General features: G+C 52.3%; 16 protein-coding genes and 4 tRNA genes. 9 read left to right on the top strand and 11 right to left on the bottom strand.

All coding sequences use genetic code 11. The features are described from left to right. The first annotated feature begins 119 nt into the window (after positions 1–119). The 8 genes from gloB (at position 120) to fabI (ending at position 10,743) form a co-directional block, all read left to right on the top strand. On the top strand, positions 120–899 hold the full coding sequence (gene gloB, locus AQS70_RS08975; protein ID WP_055102462.1) for a hydroxyacylglutathione hydrolase: 780 nt from the start codon (positions 120–122) through the stop codon (positions 897–899). Positions 900–998: 99 nt separating this feature from the next. Continuing rightward, complete coding sequence (locus AQS70_RS08980) at positions 999–2,399, top strand: lytic transglycosylase domain-containing protein (RefSeq protein WP_055102463.1); 1,401 nt, start codon at positions 999–1,001, stop codon at positions 2,397–2,399. Between the two features lie 155 nt (positions 2,400–2,554). Beyond that, a complete protein-coding gene (locus AQS70_RS08985; protein WP_055102464.1) occupies positions 2,555–4,384 on the top strand; it encodes an extracellular solute-binding protein in 1,830 nt (609 codons plus the stop codon). Continuing rightward, entirely contained in the window at positions 4,381–6,222 is a 1,842-nt protein-coding gene (locus AQS70_RS08990; protein ID WP_055102465.1) for an extracellular solute-binding protein, read from the top strand. The genes AQS70_RS08985 and AQS70_RS08990 overlap by 4 nt, the downstream gene beginning before the upstream one ends. After that, positions 6,223–7,296, top strand: coding sequence for a microcin C ABC transporter permease YejB (locus AQS70_RS08995; protein ID WP_055102466.1), 1,074 nt, complete (start codon positions 6,223–6,225; stop codon positions 7,294–7,296). It abuts the gene before it with no gap. 1 nt (position 7,297) lies between these two features. Next, positions 7,298–8,317, top strand: a complete 1,020-nt coding sequence (locus AQS70_RS09000) for an ABC transporter permease (protein ID WP_055102467.1) — start codon at positions 7,298–7,300, stop codon at positions 8,315–8,317. Position 8,318: 1 nt separating this feature from the next. Then, positions 8,319–9,929, top strand: coding sequence for an ABC transporter ATP-binding protein (locus tag AQS70_RS09005; protein ID WP_055102468.1), 1,611 nt, complete (start codon positions 8,319–8,321; stop codon positions 9,927–9,929). 19 nt (positions 9,930–9,948) lie between these two features. After that, positions 9,949–10,743, top strand: a complete 795-nt coding sequence (gene fabI / locus AQS70_RS09010) for an enoyl-ACP reductase FabI (protein WP_055102469.1) — start codon at positions 9,949–9,951, stop codon at positions 10,741–10,743. Between the two features lie 197 nt (positions 10,744–10,940). On the opposite strand, the gene AQS70_RS09015 is transcribed toward fabI, so the two are convergent. From AQS70_RS09015 to AQS70_RS09060, 10 genes are all read right to left on the bottom strand, one after another. After that, positions 10,941–12,812, bottom strand: a complete 1,872-nt coding sequence (locus AQS70_RS09015) for a SurA N-terminal domain-containing protein (protein ID WP_055102470.1) — start codon at positions 12,810–12,812, stop codon at positions 10,941–10,943. 229 nt (positions 12,813–13,041) lie between these two features. After that, complete coding sequence (locus tag AQS70_RS09020; RefSeq protein WP_003183171.1) at positions 13,042–13,314, bottom strand: HU family DNA-binding protein; 273 nt, start codon at positions 13,312–13,314, stop codon at positions 13,042–13,044. Positions 13,315–13,460: 146 nt separating this feature from the next. Further along, complete coding sequence (gene lon / locus AQS70_RS09025; RefSeq protein ID WP_055102471.1) at positions 13,461–15,857, bottom strand: endopeptidase La; 2,397 nt, start codon at positions 15,855–15,857, stop codon at positions 13,461–13,463. Positions 15,858–16,020: 163 nt separating this feature from the next. Next, positions 16,021–17,304 (bottom strand): ATP-dependent Clp protease ATP-binding subunit ClpX, encoded by a 1,284-nt coding sequence (gene clpX, locus AQS70_RS09030; RefSeq protein WP_048373032.1) that lies wholly within the window; start codon positions 17,302–17,304, stop codon positions 16,021–16,023. Positions 17,305–17,410: 106 nt separating this feature from the next. Continuing rightward, positions 17,411–18,052: an ATP-dependent Clp endopeptidase proteolytic subunit ClpP gene (gene clpP, locus AQS70_RS09035; RefSeq protein WP_055102472.1), complete on the bottom strand. Its 642-nt coding sequence runs from the start codon at positions 18,050–18,052 to the stop codon at positions 17,411–17,413. Between the two features lie 91 nt (positions 18,053–18,143). Then, positions 18,144–19,454 carry a trigger factor gene (tig, locus tag AQS70_RS09040; RefSeq protein ID WP_055102473.1) on the bottom strand — a complete coding sequence of 437 codons (1,311 nt, stop codon included), beginning with the start codon at positions 19,452–19,454 and terminating at the stop codon, positions 18,144–18,146. Between the two features lie 501 nt (positions 19,455–19,955). Further along, positions 19,956–20,031 (bottom strand) — tRNA-His (locus AQS70_RS09045). A gap of 224 nt (positions 20,032–20,255) precedes the next feature. Continuing rightward, positions 20,256–20,340, bottom strand: a tRNA-Leu gene (locus AQS70_RS09050). 55 nt (positions 20,341–20,395) lie between these two features. Beyond that, positions 20,396–20,471 (bottom strand) — tRNA-His (locus AQS70_RS09055). 41 nt (positions 20,472–20,512) lie between these two features. Beyond that, a tRNA-Arg gene (locus AQS70_RS09060) sits at positions 20,513–20,589 on the bottom strand. A gap of 280 nt (positions 20,590–20,869) precedes the next feature. Between AQS70_RS09060 and folD the strand changes: the two genes are divergently transcribed. Then, complete coding sequence (gene folD / locus AQS70_RS09065) at positions 20,870–21,724, top strand: bifunctional methylenetetrahydrofolate dehydrogenase/methenyltetrahydrofolate cyclohydrolase FolD (protein WP_055102474.1); 855 nt, start codon at positions 20,870–20,872, stop codon at positions 21,722–21,724. A gap of 115 nt (positions 21,725–21,839) precedes the next feature. On the opposite strand, the gene cysS is transcribed toward folD, so the two are convergent. Beyond that, positions 21,840–23,222, bottom strand: a complete 1,383-nt coding sequence (gene cysS / locus AQS70_RS09070; RefSeq protein ID WP_055102475.1) for a cysteine--tRNA ligase — start codon at positions 23,220–23,222, stop codon at positions 21,840–21,842. Between the last annotated feature and the right edge of the window lies 1 nt (position 23,223).

Below are 23,223 nucleotides of genomic sequence, written 5' to 3' on the forward strand. Positions count from 1 at the left end.
CTCCACCTCGCCTTCAACCTTTTACAAGACTAACGCTTGGCTAGCGCGTCAATGCGGCTCGCAATCAAACGCCAACAGCCCCTAAGATGCGCCATTGTTTCGCACTTGGGAATTGCACCATGTTACAGATCGACGCTCTGCCCGCCTTCAGCGACAACTACATTTGGTTGTTACAGGATTGGACCCATAAGCGCTGTGCTGTGGTTGATCCAGGTGACGACGCCCCCGTCCTGAAGTGGCTCGACCAACATCCAGACTGGGTACTCAGCGATATTTTGGTCACCCATCACCACCTTGATCATGTCGGTGGCGTTGAGAAATTGCACCATCTCACAGGTGCCAAGGTCTGGGGCCCCGCCCTGGAAAATATACCGGCACGGCAAGTGGCACTTAACGATAACGACCAGATCAACGTTCTGGGCATTGAACTCAGCGTATTTCTGGTACCCGGCCATACATTGGGCCATATCGCTTATTACCACGCCGATGATTCAGCACCTCTGTTGTTCTGCGGCGACACCCTGTTTGCGGCCGGTTGCGGGCGGTTGTTTGAAGGGACTCCCGAGCAAATGCACCACTCACTGAGCCGACTAGCAACTTTACCCGCACACACCGCGGTGTACTGCACTCACGAATACACGCAAAGCAACTTGCGCTTTGCTCAAGCGGTAGAGCCAAACAACCCCGCTATTGCTCAGAGAGTTGTACAAGTTGAGACTTGGCGCGCTGAAGGCAAGATCAGTTTGCCATCAACTATTGCGCTCGAACTGCGCACTAATCCCTTTCTAAGGGCCAATGAAATATCTGTTAAAGAAAAAGCTGACGAGTGGAGCAACCAAGACAATGACTCGCCCGTGGCGGTCTTTGCCTGCCTGCGCAAGTGGAAAGATAACTTCTAATCTGGGCCGCGGTTGCCATAAAAATTCTGAATGGTTGACCGCGCCCCACCTGCTTTCTAGAATCGCCCGACATTTTTGCCCGAAACTATCTTTCAGCCAATGTCGTCCATAAAAGGTAACTCCATCAATTCAGACGCATTGACGCGCTTTGTTAAAGCAATCGCCGTGGTTGTGTCCGCCACTCTAGCGGGTTGCCAAAGCTTCGATCAATCGACCCAGACGGTCGAACGTCCCAGTCTGAAACTAACCAAACGAATCCCTCAAGAGCCACTCTGGCTCAAAGAAAAACCTCTGCCTGCTGCCCCGCAAGATGTCTGGGAGCGCATGCGTCAGGGCTTTCAATTGCAGGAAGGCGTGGGGGTCAATCCACGTATTGAACAACAACGCTTATGGTTTGCCAGCAACCCGTCTTTTTTAGAGGGCGCGGGCGAACGTGGCAGTCTTTATATTCATTACATTGTTGAACGGCTTGAAGAGCGGCACATGCCACTCGAGCTGGCTTTGTTACCTGTAATCGAAAGTGCTTACAACCCAATGGCGTACTCCCACGCGAATGCGGTTGGGCTCTGGCAGTTCATTCCGTCGACCGGGCGCTATTTCAATTTACGTCAAACTCGCGCTTACGATGGGCGTCGCGATATTACCGCCTCGACCCTTGCTGCCATGAACTACCTGACGCGTCTGCATGACATGTTCAATGGAGACTGGCTACTGGCGCTGGCTGCTTACAACGCCGGCGAGGGTACCGTGAGCCGGGCCATTGAGCGCAACGAAAAGCTCGGATTACCTACCGACTACTGGAACCTGCCTCTGCCGCAGGAAACCAAAGACTACGTGCCCAAGCTGCTCGCACTGTCGCAAGTCGTCATGACCCCTGAAGCCTATGGGATCAACCTGAACCCAATTGCCAACGAACCTTATTTCGAGACGGTCGAAATCAAGCAGTCTATGGATCTGTCACGCGTGGCAGCTCTGGCTGATATCGACGAAGACGAAATGTTTCAGTTGAACCCGGCCTATAAGCAGCGAGCCACCTTGGATGGCCCGCATACATTGCTGGTGCCCACCTCTAAAGCCATGTTGTTGACAACCAGTTTGTCGAATCTTAAGCCCGAAGAGCTGGTGAGCCTGCGTCCGAACAAAGCCGTGTTCGATAATGTCGCGAGCACCACACCTGCTCGACCTGCACGTAAGTATCGGGTTAAACGTGGTGACAACCTGACACTGATCGCTAAAGCTAACAAAGTTGCTGTTAAGGACTTACAACGCTGGAACAAACTTAGCGGACACAATCTCAAGGCTGGCCAAACGCTAGTTATGCGGGATACCCGTAAGCCAATCACTAAAAAAGCCACGACCTACACCGTGAAAAAAGGCGACTCTCTATACATTGTTGCAAAGCGTTTCAATGTAGGAATGCAACATCTTAAGCGCTGGAATCCAAAATCATCTAAGGCGCTCAAGCCCGGTCAAGTCCTGACGGTGTACAAGCCACACTGATTTAGTTAGTACGCTCATGCGGGCAAGCAACCTCCTACTAAAGTGTAGGAAGTTGCTTGCCCGTAGTGCTTTCTGTTGTGCTCTTTTTCCTACAGATACAAGCTGTTACTGTACGGAAATCTTCAGCCCAATGCCCGGATCGAACACCTGACTTAATGCGTCCCCTCCTTTTAGTGCTTATCAATCTGGCCTTGAGCTTTCCTGCGAGCGCAACCCTAAGCGAAAGCCACGGTTATGCGCAGTTCGGCACACTCAAATATCCGGCAACGTTTACTCATTTCGACTGGGTAAACCCCGACGCGCCCAAGGGCGGGACATTGCGGGTCATGGCATTCGGCACATTTGACACGCTCAATCCGTATACCTTTAAGGGCACGAGCCCGGTATCGACCGCTAATTTCTTGCAGTACGGGGTCAACGAACTCAACGAAACCCTGATGGCCGGCACGGGCCAATATGCCCCTTCAGGTGATGAGTCCACGTCCAGTTATGGCTTGATTGCCCAATCGGTGGAGTACAACGAAGACCGCAGCTGGGTAGTCTTTAACTTACGTCCTGAAGCCCGCTTTCATGACGGCAAACCCATCACCGCCTACGACGTGGCGTTCTCATACAACTTGCTACTTAAAGAAGGCCACCCTCAATATCGGACCAACCTTCAAGAGGTTCAGCGCGTTGATATTCTTGGGCCCAAACGCATTCGTTTTGTTTTCAAACGAACAGGTAACCCGTTACTCATTCTGCGTTTGGGCGAACTGCCCGTTCTACCGCAGCACTATTGGGCAAAGCGCGATTTTAAAGCCACTACCTTCGAGCCTCCGCTGGGCAGCGGCCCTTATCGCATCACTAAAGTGACTCCTGGCCGCCAATTGGTGTTTGAGCGCGAAAAGAACTGGTGGGGTGCCAACCTGCCAGTGAATCGCGGCAAGTACAATTTCGATCGCGTTGAGGTGGAGTTTTATCGTGACAGTAACGTTGCCTTCGAAGCGTTTAAAGCGGGAGAGTTCGATATTTATATCGAGCATCAAGCTAAGAACTGGGCAAATGGCTACCGATTTCCGGCGGTACGACGCGGCGATGTGATCAAGGCCGAAATCACCCACCAGATCCCGACCCAGACTCAAGGGCTGTTTATGAACAGTCGCCGCAGTACCTTCGCGCAAGCCGGCGTTCGCGAAGCATTGGGGCAAATGTTCGACTTTGAGTGGACTAATCGCGCCTTATTCAATGACGCGTACCAGCGTGCCGAAAGCTTTTACCCCAACAGTGAGTTCTCGGCCAGCGGCATCCCGCAAGGCCACGAATGGTTGATGCTCTCCCCTTGGCGCAGTCAGCTACCACCAGAACTCTTCAGCCAGGCTTTTGGCCTGCCAAAAACCGAAGGCCGAGGTATCCCTCGAGAAACCCTGCGCCACGCGCTGCAATTGCTGGAGCAAGGCGGATGGAAGCTCTCAGGCCAACGTTTGCTTAACAGCGAAGGCAAACCGCTGACCTTCGAAATACTCTTGGTAAACCCCAACCTTGAGCGCATTCTGCAACCTTACGTGGAGAACCTAGCCAGCATCGGCATCGAGGCCCGCCTGCGCACTGTGGATCGTGCGCAATATAAGCAACGGCTGGATCAATTCGATTTCGACATGATCCTGATGACTCTCGACCAAACCCTAAGCCCGGGTCTGGAGCAATGGCAGTACTTCCACTCCAGTCAAGCCAACGTTAAGGGCAGTAAAAACTATGCGGGGGTCACCAGCCCTATCGTTGATCAGTTGCTAGAAAAACTGCTCGCCGCACAAACCCGCGAAGAGCAACTAGCTGCCGGCCGAGCTCTAGATCGCGTTTTACTCTGGCAGCACTACATCATTCCTAACTGGTATCTGAATTATCACCGCTTGGCGTACCGCAATCGGTTCGCCTTTGTGACTACGCCGCCTTACACCTTGGGTCTAAGCGCGTGGTGGCTTAAGCCTTCGGAGAAAACCCAATGATGCCTTTGCGTACGTGGATAAAACCGCTGGCAGGTCTGTTGTTAGCCGGTGTGACCTGCGCGGCACTCGCCGCCCCGCAACATGCACTGACGCTTTACGATGAGCCGCCGAAATACCCGGCCAACTTCAAGCATGTCGATTACGTAAACCCAGACGCGCCTAAGGGCGGCACGTTCCGCAAATCGTCTGTGGGTAGCTTTGACAGTCTCAATCCGTTTATCAACAAAGGCGTACCGGCCGAGGGTATTGAAATGACCTTCGACACCCTGACGCGTCAGACATTGGACGAGCCGTTTACATCTTATGGCTTGATTGCACAAAAAATCGAAAAAGCCCCCGATAACAGCTGGGTACGTTTTTACCTGCGACCCGAAGCCAAATTTAACGATGGTCACCCGATCCGTGCTGAAGATGTGGTGTTCACCTTCGATACGCTGATGAAAAACGGCTCTCCGCTGTACAAAGGTTATTACAGCGATGTTGACCAAGCCATTGCTGAAAACCCGCTTGTGGTGAAATTCACCTTTAAACACAATAAAAACCGCGAACTACCATTGATTCTGGGTCAATTGCCAGTACTGCCTAAGCACTGGTGGGAAACCCGAGATTTCGGCAAAGGTAACCTTGAGATCCCTGTAGGCAGCGGGCCCTACACCATCACCGACATCAAACCTGGCCGCTCAATTCGCTATGAGCGCAACAAAGATTATTGGGGTAAAGACCTCCCAATTAACAAGGGTCTGTACAACTTTGACGCAATCACCGTGGATTACTTTCGCGACAATAACGTTGCGTTTGAGGCCCTCAAGGCCGGGCAGTTTGACTATTGGTTTGAGATCAGCGCCAAAAACTGGGCCAGCGCTTATAACGCGCCAGCATTCACTCAGGGGCGGTTGAAAAAAGAAGAAATCCGCAATCACAACCCGACTGGCATGCAAGGTTTTATCTTCAATTTGCGTAAACCCATGTTTCAAGATGTCCGGATTCGTGAGGCGTTGAGTCTGCTGTTCGACTTTGAATGGGCGAATAAGCAGCTGTTCAGCGGAGCCTACTCACGCACTGGTAGTTATTTTGAGAACTCAGAAATGGCTGCCAAAGCGCCACCGAGCGAAGCAGAGCTGGCAATTTTAGAACCTCTGCGCGGCCAGATTCCCGACAAAGTGTTCACCGACGTATTCAAGCTAAACGTTACTGATGCCAGCGGAATGATCCGCGACCAGCAACGCCGGGCCTATCAACTGCTGCAAGAAGCTGGCTGGCGCATCGTCGACGACAAGATGGTCGACGCTCAAGGTAAACCGGTAACGATTGAGTTCTTGTTGGCACAAACTGAATTCGAGCGAATTTTACTGCCTTACAAACGCAACCTCAGCGACTTAGGTATCGACTTGCAAATTCGTCGTGTCGACACCTCTCAGTACCTGAATCGCCTGCGTTCAAGGGACTTCGACATGATTGTCGGCAGCTTCCCGCAATCTAACTCTCCAGGCAGTGAGCAACGTGAGTACTGGGAATCGCAAAGCTACGACAAACCTGGCAGCCGTAATTTTATTGGGCTTAAAGACCCAGCCATAGATCAATTAACAGAACAACTGATTCACGCCGACTCCCGGCAAAGCCTGATCGACCACGCCCGCGCCTTAGATCGCGTACTGCAATGGGGCTTCTATGTCGTCCCTAACTGGCATATTAAAACCTGGCGTGTCGCCTACTCAAACCACATAGGCCATCCGGCGGTCACTCCTCTGTATGACATCGGGATCGACACGTGGTGGGCAAAACCTGATGCCGAGTCGGTCACTCCAACTAAAACCACAAGCGAAAGCCTGGAGCCTTAAATGCTGGCGTATATCTTCAGGCGACTGCTGCTAATTATTCCGACTCTATTCGGGATCTTGCTGATTAACTTCATCATCATTCAGGCCGCTCCAGGAGGCCCGGTTGATCAGATGATCGCCAAGCTTGAAGGCTTTGACGGCGCGACCAGCCGCATTGCTGGCGGTGGCTCGGAAGTCTCAGTGGCGGGCTCCAGTTATAGGGGTGCGCAAGGCTTGGACCCGGCGCTGATTCAGGAAATCGAAAAGATGTACGGTTTCGACAAGTCAGCCCCCGAACGCTTGTGGATCATGATCAAAAACTACGCCCAACTGGACTTCGGTGAGAGTTTTTTCCGTGACGCCAAGGTCATCGACCTGATCAAAGAAAAGATGCCAGTCTCGATCTCGCTGGGGCTGTGGAGCACGTTGATTATGTATTTGGTGTCGATCCCGCTGGGCATCGCCAAAGCAACGCGCCATGGCAGCCACTTTGACGTCTGGACCAGCTCGGCAATCATCGTCGGTTATGCCATCCCAGCTTTTTTGTTCGCCATCCTGCTGATCGTGGTTTTTGCCGGGGGCAGTTACCTGGATTGGTTCCCGCTGCGCGGGCTGACCTCTAACAATTTCGATGAGCTCAGTTTAGGCGGCAAGATCCTCGATTATTTCTGGCACTTGGCACTCCCCATCACCGCCTTAGTCATAGGCAACTTTGCCACCATGACCTTACTGACCAAGAACAGCTTTCTTGATGAGATCAACAAGCAATACGTGGTCACGGCCAAGGCCAAAGGGTTAACCAATCACCGCGTACTTTATGGACACGTCTTTCGCAACGCCATGTTGCTGGTCATCGCCGGCTTCCCATCGGCCTTTATTGGCATCTTCTTCACCGGTTCGCTGCTGGTTGAGGTGATCTTCTCTCTCGACGGCTTGGGGTTGATGAGCTTTGAAGCTGCAATCAATCGCGATTACCCCGTAGTGTTTGGCACCCTGTTTATCTTCACGTTGGTAGGGTTGCTGGTGAAATTGATCGGCGACCTCTCATACACGTTGGTTGATCCGCGCATCGACTTTGAAAGCCGGGAGCATTGAGATGAAATTATCCCCTCTCAATCGACGACGTTTCGAACGTTTTAAAGCCAACAAACGGGGTTGGTGGTCGCTGTGGATTTTCGTGGTTTTGTTCGGGCTTAGTCTCGGCGCCGAATTGATCGCTAACGACAAACCGCTCGTAATCAATTACGACGGTGAATGGTATTTCCCGGCACTCAAGCGCTACCCAGAGACAGACTTCGGCGGTGAGTTCCCACTCGAGGCCAATTATAAAAGCCCGTATATCCGCGAGCTGCTGGCCAAGAAAGACGCTTTGGTTGTGTGGCCACCGATCCCTTACAGCTATCAGAGCATTAACTATGACCTGAAAGTCCCGGCTCCGGCCCCGCCCTCCATGGAAAACTGGCTAGGCACCGACGATCAAGGACGCGACGTATTGGCGCGGGTGATCTACGGCTTCAGGATTTCAGTACTTTTTGCCCTAACATTGACCATTTTGAGTTCGATTATTGGCGTTATCGCAGGCGCCCTTCAGGGTTTTTATGGCGGATGGGTGGATCTAGCAGGGCAACGTTTTCTGGAAATATGGTCCGGCCTACCGGTGCTTTATCTGTTGATTATTCTGGCCAGTTTCGTGCAACCCAACTTCTGGTGGCTACTGGGGATCATGCTGCTGTTTTCATGGATGAGCCTCGTCGATGTGGTCCGGGCTGAGTTCTTACGTGGGCGCAATCTGGAATATGTGCGCGCAGCTCGAGCGCTCGGTATGCAGGACATGGCCATCATGTACCGGCATATTCTGCCCAATGCCATGGTGTCGACCATGACCTTTATGCCATTTATCTTAACTGGCGCCATTGGCACACTCACCGCACTGGACTTTCTGGGCTTTGGCCTTCCACCGGGCGCACCTTCGTTGGGCGAATTAGTGGCGCAAGGCAAATCCAACCTGCAAGCACCGTGGCTGGGTATCAGTGCCTTTGCCGTGCTGGCCATCATGCTGAGCTTGCTGGTGTTTATCGGCGAGTCCGCTCGCGATGCCTTCGATCCGAGGAAATAAGATGACGCAGGATATTTTGATCGAAGTGCGTGATCTTTCCGTTGAGTTTGTCACGGGTGAACACTCACACCGTGTGGTGCAAGGGATCAACTTTGAAATAAAGCGCGGGGAAACCTTGGCCTTGGTTGGCGAAAGTGGCTCGGGCAAGTCCGTGACTGCACACTCAATTTTGCGTCTGCTGCCCTACCCTAACGCGCGCCATCCGAGCGGCAGCATTCACTATGCAGGGCAAGACCTGCTGCAATTGGATGAGAAAAAACTCCGACATATTCGTGGCAATCGAATAGCCATGATTTTCCAGGAGCCCATGACCTCGCTAAACCCGCTGCACACCATTGAAAAACAAATCAATGAAGTGCTGGGCATCCACAAAGGTTTAACCGGCAAAGAGGCTACACTGCGAACCTTGGAGCTGCTTGATTTGGTCGGGATCCCTGACCCTATCAAGCGTCTTAAAGCGCTGCCACATGAACTGTCTGGCGGTCAGCGCCAACGAGTGATGATCGCCATGGCCTTGGCGAACGAACCCGAACTCTTAATTGCCGACGAACCCACCACCGCACTTGACGTAACAGTCCAACTAAAAATTCTGGATTTGTTGAAGCAATTGCAGGCCCGACTGGGTATGTCATTGTTACTGATCAGTCACGATTTGAATCTTGTTCGAAGAATTGCGCATCGGGTATGTGTCATGCAGCGCGGTTGCATCGTCGAACAAGCATCGTGCGAACAGCTGTTCACTTCGCCAGAGCACCCCTACACCCAAGAGCTGCTCAGTGCGGAGCCCAGCGGAGGCCCGGCCAATACCGATGCAGGGCCGCCATTGCTGGAGGTCGAGGCCCTAAAAGTCTGGTTCCCGATCAAAAAAGGGTTGTTACGTAAGACCGTTGATTATGTGAAGGCGGTTGACGGCATTAACTTCAGTCTGCCTCAGGGTCAGACTTTAGGCATTGTGGGAGAAAGCGGATCAGGAAAATCGACACTGGGCTTGGCGATTTTGCGATTGATTGCCAGCGAAGGCTTGATCCGTTTCGAGGGCAAACGGTTAGACTGCATGTCGCGCCAAGAAGTAAGGCCACTGCGACGGGAAATGCAGGTGGTGTTCCAGGATCCGTTCGGCAGCCTCAGCCCACGCATGAGTGTCAGCGAGATCGTCGGTGAAGGGCTACGTATTCACCGCATGGGCTCACCTGAAGAGCAAGAAAAAGAAATTATTGAAGCTTTGAGAGAAGTAGGTCTGGATCCGCAAACGCGACACCGCTACCCTCACGAGTTTTCGGGCGGGCAACGGCAACGTATCGCCATTGCCCGAGCACTGGTATTAAAACCGGCGTTGATTCTGCTGGACGAGCCGACCTCTGCGTTGGACCGCACAGTACAGCGCCAAGTGGTCGAGTTGTTACGCTCGCTGCAAACCAAATACAACCTGACCTATTTGTTTATCAGCCATGACCTGGCGGTAGTCAAAGCGCTTAGCCACCAACTGATGGTGGTCAAGCATGGCCAAGTGGTCGAACAGGGTGATGCACACGGTATTTTTGCATCACCGCAACATCCATATACACAACAGCTTCTGGAAGCCGCCTTTTTGGCTCCAGTGGCTGTCGATTAACCTGATAGAGGAACAACACATGGGTTTTCTCGCCGGTAAGCGCGTCCTGATCGTCGGTGTCGCTAGCAAATTGTCCATCGCTTCTGGCATTGCTGCCGCCATGCACCGTGAAGGCGCTGAACTTGCTTTCACTTATCAGAACGAAAAGCTCAAGGGCCGCGTTGAAGAGTTCGCAGCTGGCTGGGGCTCTGGTCCAGAATTGTGCTTCCCTTGCGACGTCGCCAGCGATGATGAAATTGCCAAGGTTTTCGAAGACCTGAGCAAGCAATGGGACGGCTTGGACTGCATCGTGCACTCCGTAGGCTACGCGCCTGGCGATCAACTGGACGGCGACTTCACAGACGCTACAACCCGCGAAGGCTTCCGTATCGCTCACGACATCAGCGCCTACAGCTTCGTGGCCCTGGCCAAAGCGGGTCGCCCAATGATGAAAGGTCGCAATGGTAGCCTGTTGACCCTGTCCTACTTGGGTGCTGAGCGCACCATGCCTAACTACAACGTAATGGGCATGGCCAAGGCCAGCCTTGAAGCCGGTGTACGTTATCTGGCAGGCAGCTTGGGCCCAGAAGGCACGCGCGTTAACTGCGTGTCGGCAGGTCCAATCCGCACCCTCGCGGCCTCGGGCATCAAAAACTTCCGTAAAATGCTGGCTGCTAACGAAGCGCAAACCCCACTGCGCCGTAACGTGACCATCGACGAAGTCGGCAATGCCGGCGCCTTCCTGTGCTCTGATCTGGCATCGGGCATCAGCGGCGAAATCATGTACGTAGACGGCGGCTTCAACACCACCGCAATGGGCAGCCTCGAAGAGTAAACCTTCTTCGCAACTGCCAATAAAAACGCCCGGCGCAGTCAATGCCCGGGCGCTTTGCGTTTAAGACCTAGCTCTGCTGCACGCTTTGCAAACCGTCAGTGCTAGGAGCCAATAGCAGGTTTTACCGCTGGAAAGTTATCGCCCAAAAAAATGGCCGCTCAGTGAGCGGCCATTTTTAATCCAGCGATGAAGACCGCTTAGTAGCGCTCAACCTTCGCTTCGCTTTGTAACTGCTTGCGGTAAGCATCAAAGTCTTGCTGGCCGATACGCGAGGCCAGGTAGCGACGATAAGAAGCTTTCTCTTCGTCTGTTGGCTTCGCATCGTCGTTAACGCCATTCAAGCGCAGTACCACAACGGTGCCATCTGCCAAGCTCACGCTGCCAAAGGTCGGTTTGTCCTTGGACTCTGGCTTCGGCATGCGGAACACCGCTTGCAGCACAGCGGGATCAATACCGTCTTGACCACGGCTGACCGCTTCGTCGACTTTCCACGACTGACCATCAATCGGCTGATTCAACGGCAACTTGCCATCGCGCAGACCTTTAATGATTTCATCAGCTTTAGTTTTAGCGGCGGCCCCAGCCTGCTCTTTAACCAAGTGTTCATGGATGTTGGAGGCAACCGCTTCCAGAGGCAGTTGCTCAGGCTTACGGTGTTCTTTAACACGCAGAACAACAACGGTTTCAGGGTCAAGCTCGAGTGCGGTGCTGTTAGCCCCGTCATCCATTACTTCGCTGCTGAAGGCTGCTTGCACTACAGCGCGATTGGCTGCAATACCTTCACCCCCTTCACGACCAAACGGTGCAGAGGTGTGAACAGTCAGGTTCAGCTCTTGCGCTGGCTGAGCTAAGTCAGAGGCCTCGAAAGCCGAGTCTTCCAATTGCTTGGTTGCATCCACGAAACGACGTTCCACCTGCTGGGTTTTCAAGTCGCGTGTCAGCTTATCTTTCAAGCTGGCAAAACTCGGTACTTCAGGCGCCTCTACGCCCAGTAGCTTGATCAGGTGATAACCGAAGGTGGTGCGAACCGGCTCTGACACTTGATCTTTTTTCAACGCATAGAGAGCGCTATCAAAGGTTGAGTCATAGGCACCAGGGCCTGCATAACCGAGATCACCACCGTTGGCAGCTGAGCCTAGATCTTGAGAAAACTCTTTAGCCAGGGCTTCAAAGCTTTCACCTTTGGCCAGACGTTGTTGAATCTCTTCAATCTTGGCCTTAGCTTGCGCATCGCTGACTTTGTCGTTGACCTCAATCAGGATGTGAGCAGCACGACGCTGTTCTGCCAAGTTGGCGATTTCTGTCTGATAAAGCGCCTGCAACTCGTCATCTTTGACTGCCACTTGATCAAAGAAGGCAGACTTCTTCAATTCGATGTAGTCAATGACCACCTGATCAGGCGTCATGAACTCTTTAACGTGCGCGTCGTAGTAAGCCTTAACCTCGTCTTCACTGACTTTCACCGCAGCTGAATCAGCTTTGATGTTTAGGCTAGCGAAATCGCGGGTTTGCTTTTCAAGACGAGCAAAAGCGTTCACTTGCTCATCGGTGACAAAACCACTACCAGCCAAACCGGCACGCAGCTGACCGATCAACATTTCTTCGCCTAACATCTCGCGGAACTGCAGACGGCCATAACCCAGTTGACGAATCACTTGGTCGAAGCGCGCCGGGCTGAATTGGCCGTTTTCCTGGAACTCTGGCGTTTGCAGGATAACTTGGTCCAAAGCAGCTTCAGAGAACGAGAACTTGGCCTGATTAGCGCCTTGTAGCAACAGCTTGCGGTCGATCAATCCTTTAAGAGCTGCATCGTGCAGCATTTTTTCATCTAGCAACGAAGGATCGAAATCTTTGCCCAGTTGTTGCATCAACTGGCGACGTTGCATGTCGACAGCTTGGCTAAGCTCAACCTGGGTGATTTCTTCACCGTTTACTTTGGCCGCATCCTTGCTGTGAGAGGTGGCTTGAAAAATCGCATCGAAACCCGTCAACGCCATTAACGCGACGATGACTCCGATGATGGTCTTGGCAATCCAGCCTTGTGAATTGTCCCTGATATTTTGCAGCATGCTTCCCCCAGAAACGGTCTTGCACAATGAGCAACCGTGGAGCGTGGGTAGAGTCCGGATAGAAGAAAGGCGCATCCGAGGATGCGCCTTCTCGTAACTGGCGGAGCGGACCGGGCTCGAACCCGTGACCCTCGGCGTAATGCGTCAATGCAAGCATCGACGCTACAACCGCTCCGCTGCCAAGCCTGGCGTGCGCCTGACCCGGTTGGGTAGAGAGTGTTACAGAAACTTAGTTAACCGCTTCTTTCAGCGCTTTGCCGGCTTTGAAGCCTGGTTTTTTAGCGGCAGGAATTTCTAGCGTTTTACCAGTCTGTGGGTTACGACCAGTGCGAGCCGGGCGATCGGTTACAGAAAAAGTACCAAAACCAACCAGTACCACAGAGTCGCCGGCCTTAAGAGCGCCAGTGACGGATTCGATTACTGCGTCCAGCGCACGGCCAGCTGCAGCTTTCGGGATATCAGCAGATGCAGCGATAGCATCAATCAGTTCCGACTTGTTCACTCTAAGTCCCCTTATATCTATTTGAGTATGTTTCTAAAGTTTTTTGGTAAAGCTAAACGTTTGCCTGAGTACCGCGGACACTTATAGAGCCGCTTTATAACAAGGGCTCTAAACAGCGTCAAGAAAGCCCCTCAGGCAAAACAGTATTAATGCGTGCTGATTCGTTCCTTTGAGTCAGACTCGCGCTTCTCTTCCTTGGCAACAATCTCAGGAGCCACATCTGGCAAGGGCTCCGGGGCGTATTGCAGCGCAATTTGCAGGACCTCGTCAATCCATTTAACCGGTTTAATCTGAAGATCCTGCTTGATGTTGTCGGGAATTTCCTTCAGATCGCGGACATTTTCTTCAGGAATAATTACCGTTTTGATCCCACCGCGATGCGCCGCAAGTAGTTTTTCCTTAAGTCCACCAATGGCCAGTACCTGACCACGCAAGGTAATCTCACCTGTCATTGCAACATCAGCACGCACAGGAATAAGTGTAAGTGCCGACACCAACGCAGTACACATTCCTACACCAGCGCTTGGACCATCTTTAGGTGTAGCGCCTTCAGGCATGTGAATGTGAATGTCACGTTTCTCGTGGAAATCCAATGGGATACCGAGGCTCTTGGCGCGGCTGCGGACGACTGTCAATGCGGCGGTGATCGACTCAACCATGACATCGCCAAGCGAACCTGTCTTGATCAACTGGCCCTTGCCAGGCACGACAGCGGACTCAATAGTCAGCAATTCGCCGCCAACTTGGGTCCAAGCCAAGCCCGTCACTTGACCGACTTGATCTTCCTGTTCTGCCAAGCCATAACTGAATTTTCTTACACCCAAGAAGTGCTCTAAAAGCTCAGGCGTCACCGTGACAGAGAAGCGTTTTTCGAGCGCATGCTCCTTCACGGCCTTACGGCAAATCTTCGCTATTTGACGCTCAAGCCCCCGAACACCGGCCTCACGGGTATAAAAACGAATGATGTCGCGGATGGCTGAATTGTCGAATGCCAGCTCACCTTTCTTCAGACCATTCGCTTCAATTTGTTTCGGCGCGAGGTATTTGACCGCGATGTTGATTTTTTCATCTTCGGTGTAGCCAGGCAGACGAATCACTTCCATCCGGTCCAGCAACGCTGGCGGGATGTTCATGGAGTTCGAGGTGCACAAGAACATCACATCGGACAGGTCGTAATCAACTTCAAGGTAATGGTCATTGAAGTTATGGTTTTGCTCCGGGTCCAGTACCTCTAGCAGTGCAGACGCCGGATCGCCACGCATGTCACTGCCCATCTTGTCGATTTCATCGAGCAAGAAGAGCGGATTCCGCACCCCTACCTTGGTCATTTTTTGAATCAATCGACCCGGCATAGAGCCTATGTAAGTCCGGCGGTGACCGCGAATCTCAGCTTCATCACGTACGCCACCTAAAGCCATACGTACGAACTTACGGTTTGTGGCGTTAGCAATGGACTCTGCAAGCGAAGTTTTACCCACACCAGGAGGCCCGACCAGGCACAAAACAGGACCACGAATTTTCTTCACGCGTTTTTGCACAGCAAGATATTCGAGAATCCGCTCTTTAACTTCCTCTAAGCCGTAGTGGTCAGCATCCAAAATGTCTTCTGCACGCTTAAGATCCAGACGCACCTTGCTTTGGGCCTTCCAAGGCACTTGCACTAGCCAGTCGATGTAGGAACGAACGACTGTCGCTTCCGCAGACATCGGCGACATTTGCTTAAGCTTGTTCAGCTCAGCCTGTGCCTTGGCCATCGCATCTTTAGGCAAGCCTGCTTCATCAATGCGCTTTTTTAACTCTTCGATTTCATTGTGACCTTCGTCACCGTCACCCAGCTCTTTCTGAATGGCTTTCATTTGCTCATTCAGGTAGTACTCGCGCTGGCTGCGCTCCATCTGTTTTTTCACACGGCCGCGAATACGCTTCTCAACTTGCAGCAAGTCGATTTCAGCGTCCAGCAGCGCTAAAACATGCTCAACCCGATCTTGCAGGTTGATAATTTCAAGAATTTCCTGCTTCTGCTCGATCTTCAGGGCCATATGAGCAGACATGGTGTCGACCAGACGGCTAGGCTCATCAATGCTGTTAAGCGATGAAAGCACTTCAGCCGGAACCTTTTTGCCTAATTGGACATACTGCTCAAACTGCGAGAGCAGACTGCGTACGAAAACTTCGGATTCACGTTCTGGAACAGCCACCTCATCAATCAAGGAGACTTCGGCATTCAAGTAGCCATTCGCTTGGCCAAAATGCTCCACAGCACCGCGCTGCTCGCCCTCAACCAAGACTTTAACCGTACCATCAGGAAGTTTTAGTAACTGCAGTACAGTCGCGATAGTGCCTACACGATAGAGCGCGTCTTCACCCGGATCATCGTCAGCAGGATTTTTTTGAGCCAACAGCAGAATCTGCTTGTCGCCCGTCATCGCAGCCTCAAGGGCTTCGATCGATTTCTCACGTCCCACGAACAGTGGAATAACCATGTGCGGATAAACAACGACGTCGCGCAATGGCAGGAGAGGCAATTCGATGGTTGTCTTCATGATTTCGCCTCTACGGCGGCCATAAGGCCGTAATCAGTTGGAAGTAAGCTTGAAGCCAAGATGGGGGCTGTCTTGAAAAAAAACAAGCGCTGAGCGACAGGAAAAACAAAGGGGCCCGAAGGCCCCTTCTTTAACGCGCAATATGTCACATGCAGCAATACATTTAAGCGTCAGGTGCAGCCTTAGCAGCTACTTCATTACTTTCATAAATGAACAACGGCTGGGACTTACCTTCTATAACGCTTTCGTCGATCACGACTTTACTCACCTCTGACTGCGAGGGAATTTCGTACATGGTATCGAGCAGTACGCTTTCGAGGATAGAGCGCAGACCACGCGCACCGGTCTTACGCTCAAGTGCGCGCTTGGCCACTGCTTTCAGGGCGTCAGCACGGAACTCAAGATCAACACCTTCCATCTCGAACAACTTACCGTATTGCTTCGTCAGCGCGTTCTTAGGCTCGGTCAAAATCTGGATTAATGCTGCTTCGTCCAGCTCATCAAGTGTTGCCAGAACCGGCAGACGACCAACAAACTCAGGAATCAAGCCAAACTTGACCAGATCGTCTGGCTCAACCTCACGCAGAGACTCGCCAACCTTTTTGCCCTCTTCCTTACTGCGTACTTCAGCACTAAAGCCGATGCCGCCGCGAGTAGAGCGAGCCTGAACAACCTTCTCAAGGCCCGAGAAGGCACCACCGCAGATGAACAAGATATTGCGGGTATCAACCTGCAAGAACTCTTGCTGAGGATGCTTGCGTCCACCTTGAGGGGGTACGGAAGCCACAGTGCCTTCGATCAGTTTCAGCAACGCTTGCTGCACGCCTTCGCCGGAAACATCACGGGTAATCGAAGGGTTATCAGATTTGCGCGAAATCTTGTCGATTTCGTCGATGTAGACAATACCCATTTGAGCTTTTTCTACATCGTAATCGCATTTCTGGAGCAGTTTCTGAATGATATTTTCAACATCTTCGCCCACATAACCGGCTTCAGTAAGCGTGGTTGCATCAGCGATGGTGAAAGGTACGTTCAGCAAACGAGCCAAGGTTTCGGCCAGCAGGGTTTTACCCGAGCCAGTAGGCCCAATCAGCAAGATGTTACTTTTGCCGAGCTCGACGTCGTCGTTCTTTTTGTCACGCTGGTTCAGGCGCTTGTAGTGGTTATACACCGCTACTGCCAAAACCTTTTTGGCACGTTCCTGACCAATAACGTATTGATCAAGGATGCCGCTAATTTCTTTAGGCGAAGGGAGTTTATGCGCGCTGCTTTCGGCTTGGGCTTCCTGCACCTCCTCACGGATGATGTCGTTGCACAAGTCGACGCATTCGTCGCAGATAAACACCGAGGGGCCGGCAATCAATTTGCGCACTTCATGCTGGCTTTTGCCACAGAAGGAGCAATAGAGCAATTTGCCGTTGTCCTCGCCGTTGCGGGTGTCAGTCATTCGATCGATCCAAATCCGATAGGCTTGCAACACAAGATGAAGGCAACTGCGGGCTTTTTCAAGCCCACAAATGGTTGGTTAACCAAACCCTCTACATTTGGGCTGCTTAAGCGGGCATTTGACGCTTGCTGAACACAGAGTCGATCAAACCGTATTCGGCTGCACGCTCAGCGCTCATGAAGTTGTCACGCTCAGTATCACGCTCGATGGTCTCAAGAGGCTGCCCCGTGTGGTGGGCTAACAACGAGTTCAAACGATGACGAATATTGAGGATTTCTTTAGCATGAATGTCGATATCAGACGCCTGGCCTTGGAAACCACCCAATGGCTGGTGAATCATCATGCGCGAGTTTGGCAAGCAATGACGCTTGCCCGGCGCACCACCTGCCAGCAGGAAAGCCCCCATACTACAGGCCTGACCAATGCAGATAGTCGACACATCTGGCTTGATGAACTGCATGGTGTCGTAGATCGACATGCCAGCAGTCACAGAGCCACCTGGAGAGTTTATGTACAGATGGATGTCCTTGTCCGGGTTTTCGGCCTCAAGGAAAAGCAGCTGCGCAGCTACTAGGTTGGCCATGTAGTCTTCGACAGGGCCTACCAGAAAGATGATTCGCTCCTTCAAAAGGCGCGAATAAATGTCGTAGGAGCGCTCGCCACGGGCAGATTGCTCAACAACCATCGGGACCAAGCCGCCAGCGGCATGGATGTCAGAGTTCTGCTGAATATAAGAATTGCGGGACATGTCCGGCAGTCACTCCCAAATAGTCTTGTCTGGAATACGCATAAGCCAGCTCGAGGCTGGCTTATGGTTGTGTTTTCTAACGAGTCAAAAATCAGTCGGCTTGTGGAGCTTCTACCGGCTTGACAGCTTCTTCGTAAGAGACCGCGTTATCGGTCACCTTAGCCTTCTGCAGAACAGTATCCACAACTTGCTCTTCGAGCACAACCGAACGAACCTCGTTCAATTGCTGATCATTTTTGTAGTACCAAGCTACAACCTGCTCCGGCTCTTGGTAAGCGGAGGCCATTTCCTGAATCATCTCGCGAACGCGATCTTCATCAGGCTTGAGGTCGAACTGCTTGACCACTTCAGCTACGATCAGACCCAGTACAACGCGGCGCTTGGCTTGCTCTTCGAAGAGCTCAGCAGGCAGTTGGTCTGGTTTGATGTTGCCACCGAATTGCTGAACAGCCTGAACGCGCAGACGATCAACTTCGTTGGACAGCAATGCTTTTGGAACTTCGATTGGGTTGGCAGCCAACAGGCCATCCATTACTTGGTTCTTAACTTTGGACTTGATGGCCTGACGCAGCTCACGCTCCATATTCTTACGAACTTCGGTGCGGAAACCTTCAATACCTGTTTCCTTAATACCGAATTGAGCGAAGAACTCTTCGTTCAGTTCTGGCAGCTTAGGCTCAGATACAGTGTTCACTTTTACAGTGAACTCAGCCGCTTTACCGGCTAGGTCCAGGTTCTGATAGTCCTCTGGGAAAGTCAGGGTCAGAACACGCTCTTCGCCTGCTTTAGCGCCAACCAGACCGTCTTCAAAGCCCGGAATCATACGACCCGAACCTAGAACCAGTTGAGTACCTTGGGCGGAACCGCCTGCAAAGACTTCACCATCAACTTTGCCAACGAAGTCGATGTTCAGTTGATCTTCGTTCTGAGCTGTACGCTCAGTTACTTCAAAGCGGGTGTTTTGTTTACGCAGCACGTCCAGCATTTTGTCCAGATCAGCCTCAGCCACTTCAGCGCTCAGGCGCTCGACGGCGATAGTATCCAGACCTGTTACTTCGAATTCAGGGAATACTTCGAAAGTAGCGATGTATTCCAGATCTTTGCCTTTTTCAAAGACTTTAGGCTCAACCGACGGTGCACCAGCCGGGTTCAGCTTTTGCTCAACCACTGCTTCATAGAAAGAAGCCTGGATCACGTTGCCCAGCGCTTCTTGACGCGCATCAGCTTCATAGCGCTGACGGATCACGCTCATTGGCACTTTGCCTGGACGGAAGCCCGGGATTTTGGCCTTCTGGGCAGTCTGTTGCAGACGCTTGTTGACTTCAGCCTCAATACGCTCAGCTGGCACGCCAATGGTCATGCGACGCTCAAGAGCGGAAGTATTTTCAACAGAAACTTGCATGGATATTCCTCGTTGCACAGACATTAGCCGGCCGTTTCCGACCCCATAATCAAGGGCATGCATTCTAGTGGGTCAAACTCAAGAAGTCACCCTACCGAAAACGCACATAGAAACAGCCGGTACATTATTAAGCACAAGCATTGATTTGCTTAGCCCGCTCGGCACACACAAACCTTTAATCAGTGCCAGCTCAGAGCCTTCTATATAGGTGCAGGCACAGGCAGCACCGCCACTCGCCAAGCAACCAAAATCGAAGCATCATTTAGCAATACAATGCCTTCCTCACTGAAAGCACGACTTTTAAACCAAAAAAAAGCGCACTCCTTTACAGGTTCTGCGCTTTTTTTGGATTAACGGTAAAGCCACTCAGCCTGAGGCAACGAATTGGCTTAAACATCAATGTCTTATGACGACATGATATTAACCCGACCCGCTCACTGCATGAGCACGTGAAACATCGAAACAAAAACGCCAGACGGTTAATCTGGCGTTTTAAAAATATGGGGTGGACGAAGGGGATCGAACCCTCGACAACGGGAGTCACAATCCCGTGCTCTACCAACTGAGCTACGCCCACCATAGTGCATCTAGCACCCGCTGTATCAGCATCACCCTAGGCATGCTTTATCAGCGGGAAGACTAGTGTATTGAGGCGCCATCTAACAAACGATGGGACAACAATGCATTAGACCTATTCAGTGCGCCTCTAAATAAAGCGCGCTACTACAAAATAAAAAGGCCGCACAAGGCAGCCTCTTCAATAGCTCCGCAAAATATAGCGATACATTGCGAAACTTTAATTGGTGCGGACGGAGAGACTCGAACTCTCACACCTTTCGGCGCTGGAACCTAAATCCAGTGTGTCTACCAATTCCACCACATCCGCATTTTAACGCTTGAAGCAAAGACGCCAGATTTGTGATCTGGCGGCTTTCTAAATATGGGGTGGACGAAGGGGATCGAACCCTCGACAACGGGAGTCACAATCCCGTGCTCTACCAACTGAGCTACGCCCACCATATTGCCTTTACCGCTTTACTTGTGCCAATGCTGCCTAATGGCGCACCCGGCAGGACTCGAACCTGCGACCATCCGCTTAGAAGGCGGATGCTCTATCCAGCTGAGCTACGGGCGCCTTATTAATCTGTACTCTGTGACGATTACAAACTAATTGCTTTCAGTATCACCAAGCTGGACAACAACTTCGCTCTACCTTCTCAACCAGTGCTAGGCTGTGCCCGACAAGTGCGACGAATGTTATAGGCGCCCCTGAAAGTCGTCAACTCTTTTTTAAAAAAAGTTTAGAAATATAAAGGAGTTAGGGGAATAAGCAGACTAAGCGCCTTTGCCCTTACGCCCCGGCATGCGAGAATGCACGCCCTTTTTCCACCCTTTACGATGGTTAATCACGCGTAATGACTGCACAACTAATCGACGGCAAGGCGATTGCCGCCAACCTGCGCCAGCAGATTGCCAAACGCGTCGCCGAGCGTCACGAGCAAGACCTGCGCACTCCCGGTCTGGCAGTGATTCTGGTCGGCAGCGATCCTGCCTCTCAGGTTTATGTTTCGCACAAGCGTAAAGACTGCGAAGAAGTAGGTTTTCTTTCACAGGCTTATGACCTACCGTCCGATACCACTCAACAAGCACTGACCGATCTGATTGATCGTCTTAATGAAGACGCAAACATCGACGGTATCCTGCTGCAACTGCCGCTGCCTGAACATCTGGACGCCTCCAAATTGCTGGAACGCATCCGCCCAGACAAAGACGTCGACGGTTTCCACCCCTACAACGTCGGCCGCTTGGCTCAGCGCATTCCACTGCTGCGCCCTTGCACACCCAAAGGGATCATGACCCTGCTAGAAAGCACTGGTCAGGATCTATACGGGATGGACGCTGTTATTGTCGGCGCCTCTAACATTGTTGGCCGTCCGATGGCCATGGAACTGCTGCTGGCTGGCTGCACCGTAACCGTAACGCATCGCTTTACCAAGGACTTGGCGGGCCATGTTGGCCGCGCTGACTTAGTGGTGGTAGCCGCAGGCAAACCCGGCCTGGTCAAAGGTGAATGGATCAAAGAAGGCGCCATCGTGATCGACGTTGGCATCAACCGTCAGGCTGATGGCAAGTTAGTCGGCGACGTAATCTACGAGACAGCCCTGCCCCGCGCGGGTTGGATCACCCCGGTTCCAGGCGGTGTAGGCCCTATGACACGCGCCTGTCTGCTAGAGAACACCTTGTACGCAGCAGAAGCGCTGCACGACTAAGTAGCCGTGACTCATCGGCAAAACGGCACCCTCAGGTGCCGTTTTTTATTGCCCAACAAGTATCTACCCGCATAGAAGCGAGCGCTCTCGCCCCTACAGAGGGTGCGGGATCAGCCTAGTCGACCAAGCGCCAGGTAGTACCGCCTTTGCCGTCTTCCAACACAACGCCCATTGCGGTGAGTTGATCGCGAATACGGTCCGACTCAGCCCAATCCTTGCCTGCACGCGCAGCTAAGCGGGCAGCAATCAGCGCATCTACTTGCGCTGCATCCACCCGCCCCTCAGCGCCCGCCTGCAGAAAGTCATCTGCTTCAAGCTGCAATACACCCAGCACATCCGCCAATTCTTTAAGGCGCGACGCTAAACCGGCAGCAACCTGCACATCGGTTTCGCGCAAACGATTGATCTCGCGAACCATCTCGAACAAAACCGCACAGGCTTCTGGCGTACCGAAGTCATCGTTCATCACTTGAGTAAAGCGCTCAACAAACGCCTCACCACCGGCAGGAGCCACTTTCGGCAAGCCTTTGAGTGCATGATAGAACCGCTCAAGGGCCGCTTTTGCGTCCTTAAGATTGTCTTCGGAGTAGTTGATCGAACTCCGGTAATGACTGGACACCAACAAGTAACGCACTACTTCTGGATGATATTTCTCCAGAACGTCGCGAATGGTAAAGAAGTTGTTCAAGGATTTGGACATCTTCTCGCCGTTGATGCGAATCATCCCGCAGTGCATCCAGGCATTGGCGTAGGTTTTACCCGTCGCCGCCTCGCTTTGGGCGATTTCGTTCTCATGGTGCGGAAACTCAAGATCGCTGCCTCCACCATGAATATCAAACGTCTCACCCAAACAGCAGGTCGACATCACCGAGCACTCAATATGCCAGCCAGGACGCCCCGGGCCCCACGGCGACTCCCAGCTCGGCTCACCCGGTTTGACGCCTTTCCAGAGCACGAAGTCCAGCGGATCGTCTTTGGCCTCGTCAACCTCAATGCGAGCACCAATGCGCAAATCTTCGATCTTCTTACGCGATAACTTACCGTAGCCCATGAACTTGGCGACGCGGTAATACACGTCCCCATTGCCCGGCGCATAGGCATAACCTTTGTCGATCAAGGTCTGGATCATCGCGTGCATGCCAGCAATGTGATCGGTAGCACGCGGCTCCATGTCCGGCTTGCGGATATTGAGTCGCGCCTCATCCTCATGCATGGCAGCGATCATGCGCTCAGTCAGCGCCTCAAACGTCTCACCGTTCTCACGGGCACGATTGATGATCTTGTCGTCGATATCGGTGATGTTGCGCACATAGGTCAAATCGTAACCGCTGAAACGCAACCAGCGCGTTACTAGGTCGAAGGCCACCATACTGCGGCCATGACCCAGGTGGCAGTAGTCGTACACGGTCATACCGCACACGTACATGCGCACCTTATTGCCATCCAAAGGCTTGAAAACTTCTTTGCTCTTGGTGAGCGTGTTGTAGATCGTTAACACG

Source organism: Pseudomonas endophytica (assembly GCF_001411475.1).
GTDB lineage: Bacteria > Pseudomonadota > Gammaproteobacteria > Pseudomonadales > Pseudomonadaceae > Aquipseudomonas > Aquipseudomonas endophytica.